The sequence below is a fragment of the Mycobacterium sp. P4_H6 genome (assembly GCF_056400845.1).
Genome location: NZ_JBFUKN010000127.1, coordinates 1 through 13364, shown reverse-complemented (window position 1 = coordinate 13364; position 13364 = coordinate 1). Strand labels below are relative to the sequence as shown.

General features: G+C 67.2%; 16 protein-coding genes and 1 pseudogene. 7 read left to right on the top strand and 10 right to left on the bottom strand.

Going from position 1 to position 13364, the window contains the following annotated elements:
* Positions 1-62: 62 nt before the first annotated feature.
* Positions 63-149, top strand: a pseudogene (locus tag AC1DTF_RS30455) (hypothetical protein); the annotation flags it as partial.
* 354 nt (positions 150-503) lie between these two features.
* Here the strand turns inward: AC1DTF_RS30455 and AC1DTF_RS30450 are convergent.
* From AC1DTF_RS30450 to AC1DTF_RS30435, 4 genes are all read right to left on the bottom strand, one after another.
* Positions 504-1331 carry a class I SAM-dependent methyltransferase gene (locus AC1DTF_RS30450; protein WP_477476749.1) on the bottom strand — a complete coding sequence of 276 codons (828 nt, stop codon included), beginning with the start codon at positions 1329-1331 and terminating at the stop codon, positions 504-506.
* Positions 1332-1393: 62 nt separating this feature from the next.
* A complete protein-coding gene (locus AC1DTF_RS30445) occupies positions 1394-2407 on the bottom strand; it encodes an NAD-dependent epimerase/dehydratase family protein (protein ID WP_477476748.1) in 1014 nt (337 codons plus the stop codon).
* Positions 2404-2904 (bottom strand): nuclear transport factor 2 family protein, encoded by a 501-nt coding sequence (locus tag AC1DTF_RS30440; RefSeq protein WP_057171203.1) that lies wholly within the window; start codon positions 2902-2904, stop codon positions 2404-2406. Before AC1DTF_RS30440 ends, AC1DTF_RS30445 begins: the two co-directional genes overlap by 4 nt.
* Before the next feature lie 20 nt (positions 2905-2924).
* On the bottom strand, positions 2925-3374 hold the full coding sequence (locus tag AC1DTF_RS30435) for a hypothetical protein (RefSeq protein ID WP_235571788.1): 450 nt from the start codon (positions 3372-3374) through the stop codon (positions 2925-2927).
* 70 nt (positions 3375-3444) lie between these two features.
* Between AC1DTF_RS30435 and msrA the strand changes: the two genes are divergently transcribed.
* On the top strand, positions 3445-3954 hold the full coding sequence (msrA, locus tag AC1DTF_RS30430; protein ID WP_057171204.1) for a peptide-methionine (S)-S-oxide reductase MsrA: 510 nt from the start codon (positions 3445-3447) through the stop codon (positions 3952-3954).
* Between the two features lie 17 nt (positions 3955-3971).
* Here the strand turns inward: msrA and AC1DTF_RS30425 are convergent, their stop codons facing one another.
* The gene (locus AC1DTF_RS30425) at positions 3972-5306 is read right to left on the bottom strand and encodes a cytochrome P450 (RefSeq protein WP_477476747.1); all 1335 of its coding nucleotides are present in this window, start codon (positions 5304-5306) and stop codon (positions 3972-3974) included.
* 107 nt (positions 5307-5413) lie between these two features.
* On the opposite strand from AC1DTF_RS30425, the gene AC1DTF_RS30420 reads away from it, so the two are divergent.
* Entirely contained in the window at positions 5414-6004 is a 591-nt protein-coding gene (locus AC1DTF_RS30420; RefSeq protein WP_057171206.1) for a TetR/AcrR family transcriptional regulator, read from the top strand.
* Here the strand turns inward: AC1DTF_RS30420 and AC1DTF_RS30415 are convergent.
* Entirely contained in the window at positions 5976-6545 is a 570-nt protein-coding gene (locus tag AC1DTF_RS30415) for a TetR/AcrR family transcriptional regulator (RefSeq protein ID WP_057171207.1), read from the bottom strand. The genes AC1DTF_RS30420 and AC1DTF_RS30415 overlap by 29 nt on opposite strands.
* Before the next feature lie 54 nt (positions 6546-6599).
* Between AC1DTF_RS30415 and AC1DTF_RS30410 the strand changes: the two genes are divergently transcribed.
* On the top strand, positions 6600-7247 hold the full coding sequence (locus tag AC1DTF_RS30410; RefSeq protein ID WP_477476746.1) for a class I SAM-dependent methyltransferase: 648 nt from the start codon (positions 6600-6602) through the stop codon (positions 7245-7247).
* Here the strand turns inward: AC1DTF_RS30410 and AC1DTF_RS30405 are convergent.
* The 4 genes from AC1DTF_RS30405 to AC1DTF_RS30390 are packed head-to-tail and all read right to left on the bottom strand — an operon-like array spanning position 7244 to position 10905.
* The gene (locus tag AC1DTF_RS30405; protein ID WP_057168169.1) at positions 7244-8308 is read right to left on the bottom strand and encodes a prenyltransferase; all 1065 of its coding nucleotides are present in this window, start codon (positions 8306-8308) and stop codon (positions 7244-7246) included. The genes AC1DTF_RS30410 and AC1DTF_RS30405 overlap by 4 nt on opposite strands.
* Positions 8309-8313: 5 nt before the next feature.
* Positions 8314-9030, bottom strand: a complete 717-nt coding sequence (locus AC1DTF_RS30400; protein ID WP_477476745.1) for a class I SAM-dependent methyltransferase — start codon at positions 9028-9030, stop codon at positions 8314-8316.
* A complete protein-coding gene (locus AC1DTF_RS30395; RefSeq protein WP_477476744.1) occupies positions 9024-10283 on the bottom strand; it encodes a glycosyltransferase family 4 protein in 1260 nt (419 codons plus the stop codon). The genes AC1DTF_RS30400 and AC1DTF_RS30395 overlap by 7 nt, the downstream gene beginning before the upstream one ends.
* A 52-nt stretch (positions 10284-10335) precedes the next feature.
* On the bottom strand, positions 10336-10905 hold the full coding sequence (locus AC1DTF_RS30390) for a hypothetical protein (protein WP_477476743.1): 570 nt from the start codon (positions 10903-10905) through the stop codon (positions 10336-10338).
* A 101-nt stretch (positions 10906-11006) separates the two neighbouring features.
* Here AC1DTF_RS30390 and AC1DTF_RS30385 point away from each other — a divergent pair, with 101 nt between their 5' ends.
* The 3 genes from AC1DTF_RS30385 to AC1DTF_RS30375 all read left to right on the top strand — a co-directional run.
* Positions 11007-12839: a hypothetical protein gene (locus tag AC1DTF_RS30385; RefSeq protein WP_477476742.1), complete on the top strand. Its 1833-nt coding sequence runs from the start codon at positions 11007-11009 to the stop codon at positions 12837-12839.
* Positions 12836-12985, top strand: a complete 150-nt coding sequence (locus tag AC1DTF_RS30380; RefSeq protein WP_149448136.1) for a hypothetical protein — start codon at positions 12836-12838, stop codon at positions 12983-12985. Before AC1DTF_RS30385 ends, AC1DTF_RS30380 begins: the two co-directional genes overlap by 4 nt.
* Positions 12982-13364, top strand: a 383-nt coding sequence (locus AC1DTF_RS30375) for a hypothetical protein (RefSeq protein ID WP_477476741.1), incomplete at its 3' end; no start/stop codon positions are given. The genes AC1DTF_RS30380 and AC1DTF_RS30375, both read left to right, overlap by 4 nt.

Sequence of the window (13364 nt, the reverse complement as noted above, 5' to 3'; positions counted from 1 at the left end):
CCACCACGCTGGCCGAACTCGAAGCCGGTGCCGGGATCGCGGTCACCGGCTCCGGAACCCGCATGCCCATGCGCGACCTCATCCGCCTCGCCGAGCACGCCCATCACTACCTGATCGTCTACCGGCACCACACCGCCGAACCGCTCTACCTGGGGCGTTCGAAACGCCTGGCCACCAAGGCTCAACGGCTGCTGCTCTACAACCGCGACCGCGGCTGCACCAGACCCGGCTGCACCAAAGGTGCGTGTCACTGCCAGGCACATCACGCCCATCCCAGCTGGCACCACGGCGGGTACACCGACGCCCCCGACCTCGCACTCGGCTGCGGACCGGACAACCGGCTCGCCGAACTGGGCTGGACCAACAGCATCGACCCCCGCACCGGCCGCGTGCACTGGCACCCGCCACCACTCATGGACACCGGCGGCGACACCCTCAACCACCACTTCCACCGGCGAAGAACTCCTCCCACCACCCGAGGAGGACGACGACCCGTGACCAACTCAGAACGAATAGCGATGGTACTGCGCCATATAACGCAGCACCGACACCCGCGACATGGCGTTCGCCAACAGCCGGTAGGCCGGCCGCACCAGATCGAAGGCTTCGGTGTCGAACGCCGATACCCAGGCCAGCAGTCGCGTGCCAGGCACGACAGAGAGGATGTCATCGGGGCCGTTGATCGCCCAATGCAGCGTGGCACCCGAACGGCGCACCACCGAATTGGACCACTGGGATTTGATGCCCAGCGAATTGAAGGCATCGAACTGCAATTCCCCTGTGCCGCAATGACCGACGATCCGGTTCAGCAGATCGATACCGTCGGCCTTGGTGAGGTACATGGTCAGTCCCTCCCCGATGGCCAGCACCGGGGCATCGACCGGGATGTCACGCAGCCACCCCGGATCGGTCACCGAGGCGGGCACCACGTGATAGCCGGCGCCACCGGTGGGCAGCAGGCGGCCGCGCAGCTCGGCAACCTCCGGGTAGTCGATGTCGTACCACTGCACGTGCGGTGCCGGCGCCACCCGGAAGTATCTGCTGTCCAGGCCGCAACCGAGATGCAGCACAGTAGCTTTCGGATGGACCGCCAGGAACTGGCGCACCCAGGTGTCGAAATGTGCCGACCGGGTGGTGACGGCCGGGGACCGCCGCGCGGTGATGGTGGTCTGCCTCCAGTCGTAGTCGATACCCGCGACGGTCGCTTTGGCCCAGCGGTCGTGCAGGATCGGCCGCGGCAGGTCGGCATCCAGCGCCTTGGCGTACAGCGTCGCAAGCATGGTCTGCGGCGCGCCGGTCAGATCGACGCGCACGTGGTCATCGGCGGTCATGCATCACACGGTAATACCGCACCGCGGACACGCCCCCAGTTGAACGCCGTCGGGCGTGGTGTTCAGCTCGCCTTTTTGCGCTTGGCCGCTCGCAGGCCCACCCAGAACCGGGCGGCCTCACGAATGGAATCCTCCACCGGCGTTGGCTGCCAGCCGAGTTCGCGGGCGGCCTTGCCGTGATCGACCGGGGCCTCGGCCCGCATCAGCCGCAGCGAGGCCAGCGACAGTCGCTCGTCGGTGCGGCGCAACCGGCCCTTGATGGTGCCCATGGCGGCCAGCAGATAGGTCAGCGGCAACGGGATGGACCGAGCGGGTGGGGGTACGCCGGCCGTCTCGGCCGCGATCCGGGCCACCTCGGCATTGCTGATCATCTTCTCTGAGATCAGGTAGCGCTCACCGACGCGCCCCTTCTCGGCCGCCAGGATCAGCGCGCGTGCCGCGTCGTTGACACCGACCGCTTCCAGTTCGATCCCGCTCATCACAAACGGCAACTTGCCGAAGGCGGCGCCGGCGATGATGGCGCCGTGCGGGGTCCGGCCCCAGTCGGTGCCGCCGTAGGTGGTCGAGACGCACATCGCGACCGCGGGCAACCCGCGCTCCCGCGCGTACTGCAACACCAGCTTCTCGGCCTGTACGCGAGAGCGCACGTACGGTGTCAGCCCGCGCTCGTCGGCGATGTCCTCCTCGGTGGACACCCGGCCGCGGCGCCGCCCCACGGTGGCGTAGCTGCTGGTGAAGACAAATTTCTTTAAACCTGAGGCGATCTCGGGGCGCACCGCGACGTCCAGCACGTGCCGGGTGCCCTCGACATTGGTGTGGAACAGCGGTGCCGGATCCCGCAGCCAGCCGCGGGTGTCCACCACGCAGTAGTAGATGACGTCGGMTCCGGTCATCGCCGCCGCCAGCACGTCGGCATCCCAGATGTCTCCGATGAACCGCTGCACGTCGAGGTCGTCGATGCCGATGGTGTTGGCGCCCTCGCGCACCATCACCCGCACGTTCTGCCCGTCGGCGACCAGCTGACGCGCCACGTGCGAGCCGAGGTAGCCGTTGGCACCGATGACGAGAGCACTCATCGGGCCATGCTCTTCATCCATTCGGCGGCCTCGTCATCGAGCGTGCCGAGTTCCTGTGCCTTCTTGCACCACTTCATTGCCGCGGACAGGAACCGCAGCGGGTTGTAGACGTCCTCCTGGCGGCGCCACAGCCCGTCGCCGGCGTAGGTGAGGATCGACATGTTGGTGGCGGTGATGATGGTGCCGTCGCCGGGGTCGCGCATCGGGTTGTCGAGCTCGCAGATCACCCGCGACGTGGACTCGTCGATGACGGTCCACAACGCCGGAAAAGCGGTCATGTGGTTTCCCGGAAAACTCTCCATCGTCTTCCAGATCCACGGGCGCACCTGGTCGCGTCCGCGCATCGTGCCGGCGGCGTGCTCCACGTATTCGACGTCGACGGTGTACTGGTCGACCCACGGATCCCAGTTCCGGGTCCGGGCGGCTTCGGCGACTGTCTGCTCGAATGTCGCGAAGGCGTCTGTGAGCTCATCCCGGGTGAACAGCGTGCTCGTCACAACAGGAACTAGAACACGTTCTACCTGGGTTTGTCGAGGGTCGTGCCGGCGGCCAGCACCACGCGGTCACCCAGCGGTTCGTCCAGCGCGATGTCCAGCGTGCCGGGTACCGCCAGTGTGATGCACATCCGCCCGATCGCTTCCGGCGGCACACCACTGTCGAGGTTCACCGTCACGTCCTCGGGGGTCTCCTGCACGGTGGCGTGCACACCGAAGCACTCCGCGGGTCCCCCGGTGAAGTTGACGGCCAGCCCGTCACCGGTGCGCGTCCAGGACTCGACGCTGGTGACATGGGGGTTCAGGATCATCGGATTCTCGGCGAACACCGTGCGCCACTGATCGGCAGGCACTTCGGGCGGGGCGTCGACCGGAGGTACGGGCGGATCCGCGGAGGCCGATGGTGGAACGGCTAAAAGGAGGCCGCCGACCAGGATTAACCCGGCGTGCGCTGTGGTTACAGCTCTACGCATGGGTTCCACCGTAGCGGCGGAGCACAATGGATGCTGACCGTCTACGTGACTGCTGAAGGAGTGATGGCGCATGAGCGACAACCAGAAGGCGATCCTGGCCGGCGGCTGCTTCTGGGGTATGCAGGACCTGATCCGCAAGCAACCCGGCGTGGTGTCCACCCGGGTGGGCTACACGGGCGGGCAGAACGACCACGCGACCTACCGCAACCATCCTGGTCACGCGGAGGCCATCGAGATCGTGTTCGATCCGGCCCAGACCGACTACCGCTCGATCCTGGAATTCTTCTTCCAGATCCACGACCCGTCGACCAAGAACCGTCAGGGCAATGATGTCGGTTCCAGTTACCGCTCGGCGATCTTCTACGTCGACGACGACCAGAAGGCCGTCGCGCTGGACACCATCGCCGATGTCGACGCATCCGGGTTGTGGCCGGGCAAGGTCGTCACCGAGGTCGTGCCGGAGGTCGACTTCTGGGAGGCCGAACCCGAGCATCAGGACTATCTGGTGCGCTACCCCACCGGGTACACGTGCCACTTCCCGCGCCCGGGCTGGAAGCTGCCCAAGCGCGCCGAGGTCTAAGCCCCAACCCTCCGGTTCTACTTCCCGGGTCGCTGCGCTCCTGCCCTCCGGTGCAACACCACCCGGCCACCGCGCTTGGGCGTGAAGGCCACTCCTCGCGAGTGCACCTTCTCCCCCGGCGCGGTGGTCGTGGCAATGGTGAAGTGCCGCAGCACCGTCCGTAGCACGATGTCCATTTCGACGTTGGCGAACACCGCACCGACACAGCGCCGGGTCCCGCCGCCATAGGGCACCCAGGCCAGCGGCGGACGGTTGCCGATGAACCGCTGCGGGTCGAACCGTTCGGCGTCGTCGAATTCCTTCTCGTGCAATTGGGACAGGCTCACGACGATCGAATACCCCTGCGGTATCACCCATTCGCCGAGCTCGAAGGTCGGTGAGTAGACATGCCTCCCGGAGAAATCGATGACTGTCCTGGCCCGCTGGGTCTCCAGGATGACGGCCTGGCGGTACTCGTTGTCGTCGCCCCGGGCTTCCTCGACCAGCCTGTCCAGGACCTCCGGATGACGGCTGATCCGCTCGAACACCCACCCCATGGTGGACGCTGTCGTCTCGTGCCCGGCGGCCAGCAGGGTCAGTAGCTCGTCGGCGATGTCCTGGCGCGACATCGCGGTGCCGTCCTCGTAGGAACTGCGCAGCAGCAGGGCCAGCACGTCATCGCGTTCGTCGAGCCGGGGGTCGGCAGCGACCTCGTCGATGAGCCGGCCCACGACGTCGTCATAACGGCGGCGGTACTCGGCCAACCGGCCCCAGGGATGCCAGCGGCCGTGCTCCCGCTTGGGGGTGGGCAGCGTCGCGCAGCGCGAGCCCAGCGTCACCCACGGCGGGATGATCCKGCGCAGCTCGTCCAGATGTGCCCCGTCGGCGCCGAATACCGCCCGCAGGATCGCGTTCAGGGTGATCCGCATCATCGGCTCCAGGGTCGGAAACTCCTGTCCTGCCGGCCAATTCGCGGATTCCCGGAGCGTCTCCTCTTCGAAGATCTTCTCGTAGTTCTTGATGCTCTTGCCATGGAACGGCGGTGTGAGCAGTCTGCGTCTGCGCTTGTGCTCGCCGCGGTCCAGCGCGAACACCGACCCGGGCCCGAGGATCCGGGAAAGGTTGGGCTGGATGTTGCCGACGTCATCGGTGCTGGCGGTGAACAACTGCTTGGCCAGCTGCGAGTCGGTGACGATCACGGTGGGACCGAACACCGGCAACTTCATCGTGAAGGCCGAGCCGTAGCGGTTGGCCAGTCGTGCCACGACGGGCCGACGGAACAAGGCGAATCCGATTCCGGTCAACGTCTTGCTCACGGTGGGGCCGGGTGGCAGATGTTCGGCGGGAACTTCGGTGATGGTCGCTTCGCTCATGGACGCACTCCAGACCAGAGGTTGGTACTGCGCTGTACCGCAGGTATGCAGGTTACGGTACTCCGTGGTACCAGCGGGGGCAAGAGTAAATCGGCAAGGATGGCGCGATGGAGGAAAGTCGGCCGTTTCGCGCCCGCCTGTTCGACGGTCTGGCGTCTTCCATCGCCGAGCGCGGATACCGCGCCACCACGGTCGCCGACATCGTGCGGCACGCCCGTACCTCCAAGCGCACGTTCTACAGCGAATTCACGGATAAGGAAGAGTGTTTCGTCGAGCTGCTGCGCGCCGACCACGAGCAGCTGCTGGTGGCGATCCGGACCGCCGTGGACCCCGAAGCGGACTGGCGGGCGCAGATCAGGCAGGCCGCCACGGCCTATGTCGACCACATCGGCGCGCGCCCGGAGATCACCCTGAGCTGGATCCGGGAACTGCCGGCCCTCGGCGCCACGGTGCGGTCCATTCAGCGAGCGGCCATGAGCGGGCTGACCGAGCTGCTGGTCGACCTGTCCGACAGCCCGGGCTTCCGGCGTGCCGAGCTCGCGCCGGTCCGCCGTGAACTCGCGGTGATCCTGCTCGGCGGCCTGCGGGAGCTGACGGCGCTGACGGTGGAGGACGAGCTGCCCACCGCGTCCATCCTGGAGCCCGCGGTGCTCGCCTCCGAGGCTCTGCTCAGCGCAGGATCAGCCGCGCCGATTTGAGCAGCCGCAGCGAGATCTCCGGATATGCCTCATATCCCATCCCGGCCCAGACCAGCGTCCCGGTGTAGAGCAGTTCGAGCGCCTCGATGACATCGGGATCCACCGCGGAACCCAGGGCCGCAACCAGGCGGGCCCGGATGTCCGCGCCGATGCGCCCGCGCAGCACGTCGACATCGGGATCCTTGCCGAGCAGCGCATTGGTCACCGCCCCCGCGAACTCGGGTTCACCGGCCACCAGCGACGAGATCTGCTCCAGCACCTCCAGCACCCGCGTCGCCGGATCCGGCGACTCGTGTTCGGCGAGCGGGGATTCGACAAGTCTGCGCCAGAACACCTCGGCAACGAGATGCTCCTTCGAGGAGAAGTACGTGTAGGCGGTGGCCGCTCCGACCCCCGCCTGCGCGGCCACCCGGCGCACGGTCAGCGCCGAAAAACCCTCGCGGCTCAGAAGTTCGAGCGCGGCCTTGCCGAGCCGGTCGACGGTATCGGCCTGCTTGGCGCTCAACCGGCGGCGCGTCGACTCCAGGGCCGTATCGGACACGTGTCCAGACACTACTGCAACCCCTCATCACCAGCAACGGTAGGTTTATCTGCCATGAGCACCGCCGACACCGCCCTGCCCGCCGAGGCCGCCCGTCTGTTCGAGTTCGCCGAGCAGGTCATCGGCTTCATGCCCGCCGACGAGGGCCGCGCCCTCTATGACGCCGCCGTGCACTATCTGGCCGGCGGTGTCGGTATCGAGATCGGCACGTACTGCGGTAAGTCCACCGTACTGCTGGGTGCGGCGGCCGCTCAGGTCGACGGCGTCGTCTACACCATCGACCACCATCACGGGTCCGAGGAGCATCAGCCCGGCTGGGAGTACCACGACACCGGGCTCGTCGATCCGGTCACCAAGCGCTTCGACACTCTGCCCACCATGCGTCACACCCTGGACCTGGCCGGCCTGGAGGAACACGTGGTGGCGATCGTCGGCAAGTCCCCCACCGTCGCCCGGGTCTGGGGCACCCCGGTGCAGTTCCTGTTCATCGACGGCGGCCATACCGAGGAGGCCGCCCAGCGCGACTACGACGGCTGGGCCAAATGGGTGGCTCCCGGTGGCGGACTGGTCATCCACGATGTGTTCCCCGACCCCAACGAGGGTGGACAGGCTCCGTTCCACATCTACCGCCGCGCAATCGATTCCGGTGACTTCAAGGAGATCTCGGCGACCGGATCGCTGCGGCTGCTGGAACGCGTCTAAACGCGGTCGCAGGCGCAGTCGAACTCGCCCTCCAGCCCGCGCGGCAGATCGGCGCCGTGGAAGATGCCGCCGGCCGGGGTGGTTCGGGACAGCGCATCGGCGGCCAGGATCATCGCCGCACCGGTCCAGGTGGTGCGCTCCACCGGCCAGCGCTTGCCGTCGGTGAAAACCAGTCCGGTCCAATAGGATCCGTCCACCTCACGCAGATGCTGCATGGCGGTGAACTGCTCAAGTGCGCGGGTACGGTCTCCGACCGCGTCCAGTGCCATGACCAGTTCGCAGGTCTCCGCACCGGTCACCCACGGACGGTGATCGACACAGCGGATACCCAGGCCGGGGACCACGAAGTCATCCCAGCGCGATTCGATGCGCGCGTGTGCCGCCGCACCCTGGATGGCACCCCCGAGCACCGGGTAGTACCACTCCATCGCGTGGGTGTCTTTGGCGTTGAACAATTCCGGATGCTCGGCGATCGCGTGCCCGAGCTGGCCGACAGCCACTTCCCACTCCGGCTGAGGCTCGCCCAGGTAGTTCGCCAGTGCCAGCGCGCACCGGATGCTGTGGTAGATGCTCGCGCATCCGGTCAGCAGGGCTTCGTCCATCATCCCGGCATCGCTTCTGGCCCAGCTGATCTGACCACCGGGCAACTGCATGCTGAGCACGAGTTCGATGGCCCGGCTCACCGTCGGCCACATCTGCACCGCGAACCGCCGGTCGCCGGTGATGAGCACGTGGTGCCACACCCCGGTGGCTATGTAGGCGCAGAAGTTGCTGTCGGTATTGGCATCCTCGACGACACCGTTGCGCAGCTGGATCGGCCAGGAACCGTCGTCCCGTTGCGTGCGGCGGCACCAGTCGAATCCGGCGCGAGCCGGTTCGAGAAGCCCCGCCACCGTCAGTGCCATCAGGTCCTCGACGTGGTCCCACGGGTCGGTGTGACCGCCGACCGACCACGGGATCGCGCCATCGGATTCCTGGGTGTCGGCAATCGACTGGGCCGTTTGCAGGCACTGCTTCGGCGTCAATACACCTGACACACCGGGAATCTCGTGGCGACGCATAATGGCTACGCGGTCGGCTTCTCGAAATAGAGGGCGACGCTCTTCCCGATCACCGGGTTGAGCACGGCTTCGGCCTGGCGGGTCAGCCACGGACGGCTCATCATGTCCCACACCAGCAGCTTGTGATAGGCGGTCACCGCGGGATTGTTCGGCTTGTCCACTCCGACCGCACATTTCAGCCACCAGAAGGGCGCGTGCAGCGAATGCGCGTGCTCGCGGTGGGTGAATCGCATACCGCGGCTGACGACCTTGTCGCGCAGCTCATCGGCACGGTAGATGCGGATGTGCCCACCCTCGTTGGCGTGATACTCGTCCGAGAGCAGCCAGCACACCTTCTCGGGCAACCAGCGCGGGACGGTGATGGCCAGCACACCACCGGGTTTGAGCACCCGGACCAGCTCGGCGATCGCCGCGTCGTCCGCGGGGACGTGTTCCAGGATCTCCGAGGCGATGACACAGTCGAAGCTGCCGTCGGCATAGGGCAGGGCCAGGGCGTCGCCCTTCACGGCCTCCGCGCTGGCCGAGGCGGGCGCTTCGCCCTGCTCTTTCATCGCGGTCAGGATGGCGTCGACATCGTTGAGATCCTCGACGCTCTGGTCGAAGGCGATGACGTCAGCACCGCGCCGGTAGGCCTCGAACGAGTGCCTGCCCGCGCCGCAACCGACATCGATGACCGATGTGCCGGGTCCGACGCCGAGCCGGTCGTAGTCAACGGTCAGCACGCTGTCCGTCCTTTCTTCGCCTTGGCGGCGGTTCTGTCGATGGCCCGCTCGTACACGGTGACGGTCTGTGCCGCAACGGATTCCCAGCTGAATACATCCAGTGCCCGGCGCCGTCCGGCGGCGCCCAGACGGTGCCGTTCGGCGGGTGAGTCCAGCAGTTCACCGAGCACCCCGGTCAACTCCTCGACATCGGCGGGCCGCACCAGGCGTGCGCATTCGCCCTCTTCGCCGAGTACCTCGGGCAGTGCCCCGGCCCGGCTCGCCACGATCGGGGTGCCGCTGGCCATGGCCTCCACCGCGGGCAACGAGAAGCCTTCGTAAAGCGAAGGTATACAGGCGATCTCGGCGGACGCGAGCAGGTCGGCCAACGCTTCGTCGGACAGCCCGCTGGAGACGTTGACGATATCGGAGATGCCCAATTCGGCGATCAGCTTCTCGGTCGGCCCGTTGGGCTCGAGCTTGGACACCAGTTGCACATCCAGGTTGTGGTGTGCGCGCAGCCGCGCCACCGAGTGCAGCAGGTTGCCCACGCCCTTGAGTGGCACATCGGCGCTGGCGATCGCGATGATGCGGCCCGGCACCCGATCGGGAGCGGGCCGGAACAGTTCGGTGTCCACACCGAGGGGCACCACGTGCAACTGCTCGTCGCTCACCCCGAAGTCCTCGGCGATATCGGCGGCCGATGTCGAGGAGACGGTCAGCAGTTCCGGGATGGCCCGCGCGACCTTCTTCTGGGTCTCGGCGAAGGCGTACCAGCGCCGCACCAGCGGCTTGCGCCACCACTTGGCGGCGGCCACCTCGAGCACCCGGTCGCGGGTGATCGGGTGGTGCACGGTGGCGACCACCGGCAGGCCGCGCTTCGCGATGGTCAGCAGCGCCGAACCCAGGCTCTGGTTGTCGTGGATGACGTCGAATTCGTCGCCGCGCTCGGCCATGATCCGGGCCACCCGCAGACAGAACGTCTTCGGCTCCGGGAATCCGGCCGACCACATGGTTGCCAGCTCGAGGAGATCGATGCGGTCCCGGATCTCGCGGGGGTGCGGCACCCGGAACGGATCGGGATCGCGGTAGAGATCCAGACTCGGCACCTTGGTCAGCCGAACCCGCGGGTCCAGCCCGTCGGGATAGGGCTGGCCGGAGAACACCTCGACATCGTGGCCGAGCTCGGCGAGGCCCTGGGAGAGGTACCGGACATAGACACCCTGCCCACCGCAATGAGTTTTGCTGCGGTACGACAGAAGGGCTATACGCACGTCAGCTCAATCCGCTGAACTGCAGCGCAAGCATACTGGACATGTGTCCAGACTATAGTTCGACCGGCTGGGAGGCGCAACGCGGCCAAGGCCGCTCCGGACCGGGCAGGACGAACGCGAACGGCCGCGGGAAGCCCAGGCCGGTCAGCTCGGCGCGCTGCACGCGCACCACCTCCACCGGACGCGTCTCCCCCGATGTCGGCTCGTAACAACGCAATTGATCCGCCCCGGCCCGCCCGCCGACGAAGAGCACCCAGTGCCGCGGGATGAACCCGCCGACCAGCATCGCGACCGGAAAGCCGTCGTGCACGGCTGCCAGCACGTCGCCGAGTGGATCTGTTCTGCGCAGTAGGCCTCGGCACAACCGCCATCGATATCGGACCGGGCTGTGCCGGTTGATGGCGCCCGCCAGGCCGCGGGGCGTCATGCCGAGACGCCGGGGCCAGATCCGGTTCACCGCGTGATGGACGCGTGCCTGCTCGGCGTCAAACCAAGACGCCGCGCCCGTGCCGGCCAGCGGGGTGCCGTAGTCGGGGGCCAGCAACGCGGTGGCTATCACCGCGACCGAGGGACCACAGCTGATGCCGTCACGTTGCCGCAGGTGCAGACCGGCGAACTTCATCGACGTCCAGGGTAGCCACTTCTGGTACCCCTGGTATCGGGTATCGGTTTCTGGCAACATTACCGACCAGTAAATCCGCAGGGTCGTAAACGGGGGTGGGCATGTCGGGCACGTTGAGCGTGTTGGCGCAGGCGGGGACCGAAGGTGGCGGCGCGGATCTCGATCAGATCATCGGCGTCTCGATCGCCACCGGCATCATCACCGCCGGGCTGTTGTGGATCGGCATCCTGCATCGCACGCGGCGGATCACCTGGCTGGACACGCTCGCCAACAAGGTCGGGGTGAAGATGAAGCGGCCGCCCTGGGTGGCGCTGCCGACATTGCTGTTCACCTCGACCATCATCTGCGCGATGTTCGGCTTCATCTGGGATGTCAGCCTGCACATCGGCAAGGGCCGCGACTCCGGTCCGCTGGCCAACCCGGCGCACTACTTCATCCTGGTCGGGCTGTTCCTGCTGTTCATCGCCGGATCGCTGGCCATCATCCTGCCCTATGAGAAGCCGGGTCCGGCCGCGCTGAAGATCACCAGAACCTGGTATGCGCCCGTGGGCGGGGTGTTGATGGCCGCATGCGGTCTGTACGCGCTCATCGGCTTCCCACTGGACGACGTCTGGCACCGCATCTTCGGTCAGGACGTCACACTCTGGGGACCGACCCACCTGATGCTGATCGGCGGCGCCGGCCTGTCCCTGGTCGCCGTCCTGCTGCTGGAGCACGAGGGTCGTATCGCGATGGGCCCCGACGCCGAGGTGGCCCCACGGAAGATCCTGCGCTACTTCGCCTTCGGCGGCCTCGTCATCGGTATGTCGGTGTTCCCCGTCGAATACGACTTCGGTATCGAACAGTTCCGGCTGGTGCTGCACCCGATGCTGATCGCCGCCGCCGCCGCGCTGGCGCTGGTCGCCGCCCGGATCACCCTCGGCAGGGGCGCCGCGCTGGCCGCGGTGCTGTTCGCACTGTTGATCCGCGGGATCGTCGCGGTCGCGGTCGGCCCGGTGCTCGGCGCGCCCTACAGCTGGTTCGCGCTCTACCTCGGCCCGGCCCTGGTGGTCGAACTACTGGCCCTGACACCACTTCTGCAGCGCCCCATTCTGTTCGGCGCGGTCGCCGGTGCCGGTATCGGCACGGTCGGCTTGTGGCTGGAGTCGTTCTGGATCGACGCGGTCTTCATGTACCCGTGGCCGGCGGCCATGTGGGTCGAAGCCCTGGTCACCTCGGTGCCGGTGGCCGTGCTGATGGGCATGTGCGGCGGGCTGCTCGCCACCGTGCTCACCGGCCGTCCGTTGCCCCGGCGCGGCACCGGCGTCGCAGTCGTGGTGCTGACGGTGCTGACCATCGGCGCAGCGGTCGGCAACGGCCTGAACATCTCCGTGCCGCCGAACGCCGGCGCGCAGATCACGCTCACCGAATTACCCAGCCCCGCTGGGCAACGACTCGTGAGCGCCGACATCCGGATCTCCCCGGCCGACCTGATCAGCGATGATCCCGAATGGATTTCGATGCTGTCCTGGCAGGGCGGCCTCGACAACGAGCGCGGGCTGATCGTGGACAAGCTCGAACGCCTCGGCCCCGGCCACTACCGCACCACCCGGCCGATACCGGTCTGGGGCAGTTGGAAGACACTGATCCGGGTTCAGGACGGCCGCACCATGGCCGCGGTCCCGGTGTTCTTGCCCGCCGATCCGGGCATCGGTGCCACCGAGCTGCCCGCAGAAGAGTCGATGAACCGGGATCTGACCGCGGAAATCAGTGTGCTGCAGCGGGAACGGAATCTTGACGTACCGAGCTGGCTGTTCACCGCGGCATCATTGGTGGTGTTGCTGTGCTCGCTCATTCTGATCGCGGCGCTCAGCTGGGGAGCCGGCCGGATCAATGACCGGGAGATGCGCGCCCACAGCGGCGCGGAAACCAAGCAGCCCGTTCCGCTCGCGTGACCTACCTGGCCGATCACTCCCTGCTGCTGGCGCTGCCCGCGTTCGCCCCGGCCGTGGTGGTCGCCGCGGTGGTGGCGTGGGTGGCCATCCGGGACCGGCGCAACCCCGACCCCGACGACGAGAATCGAAGTGAGGAAACAGATTGAGGACACTGATCGCGGCGACCGTGGTGTCGGCGGCGGCCATGCTGGCCACCGCGGGCTGCTCGGGTTCCACCGAGGAACCGGCCGCACCGTCCGCGGCCACCGCCGCGCCGGCACTCTCCGATCAGCAGGCACCGCCGGAACGGGTCGTCATCGACGTGACCATCGCCGGCGGGCAGGTGACGCCGGTCAACCAGCAGGTGCGGGCCGCGGTGAAGCAGCCCATCGTCATCCGGGTCACCAGTGACACCGAGGACGAACTGCACGTGCACGCCAGTCCCGAGCACACCTTCGCCGTGAAACCCGAGTCGCTGCAGTCCTTTCAGTTCGAGGTCCAGGTGCCCGGCAAGGTCGACGTCGAGTTGCACCACCTGAACCGCGT

Excerpts from the sequence above, each read along its gene's own strand:
- AC1DTF_RS30450 (WP_477476749.1), bottom strand. The coding sequence starts at position 1,331 with ATGACCGCCGATGACCACGTGCGCGTCGATCTGACCGGCGCGCCGCAG.
- AC1DTF_RS30435 (WP_235571788.1), bottom strand. The coding sequence starts at position 3,374 with ATGCGTAGAGCTGTAACCACAGCGCACGCCGGGTTAATCCTGGTCGGC.
- msrA (WP_057171204.1), top strand. The coding sequence starts at position 3,445 with ATGAGCGACAACCAGAAGGCGATCCTGGCCGGCGGCTGCTTCTGGGGT.
- AC1DTF_RS30420 (WP_057171206.1), top strand. The coding sequence starts at position 5,414 with ATGGAGGAAAGTCGGCCGTTTCGCGCCCGCCTGTTCGACGGTCTGGCG.
- AC1DTF_RS30410 (WP_477476746.1), top strand. The coding sequence starts at position 6,600 with ATGAGCACCGCCGACACCGCCCTGCCCGCCGAGGCCGCCCGTCTGTTC.
- AC1DTF_RS30405 (WP_057168169.1), bottom strand. The coding sequence starts at position 8,308 with ATGCGTCGCCACGAGATTCCCGGTGTGTCAGGTGTATTGACGCCGAAG.
- AC1DTF_RS30390 (WP_477476743.1), bottom strand. The coding sequence starts at position 10,905 with ATGAAGTTCGCCGGTCTGCACCTGCGGCAACGTGACGGCATCAGCTGT.
- AC1DTF_RS30385 (WP_477476742.1), top strand. The coding sequence starts at position 11,007 with ATGTCGGGCACGTTGAGCGTGTTGGCGCAGGCGGGGACCGAAGGTGGC.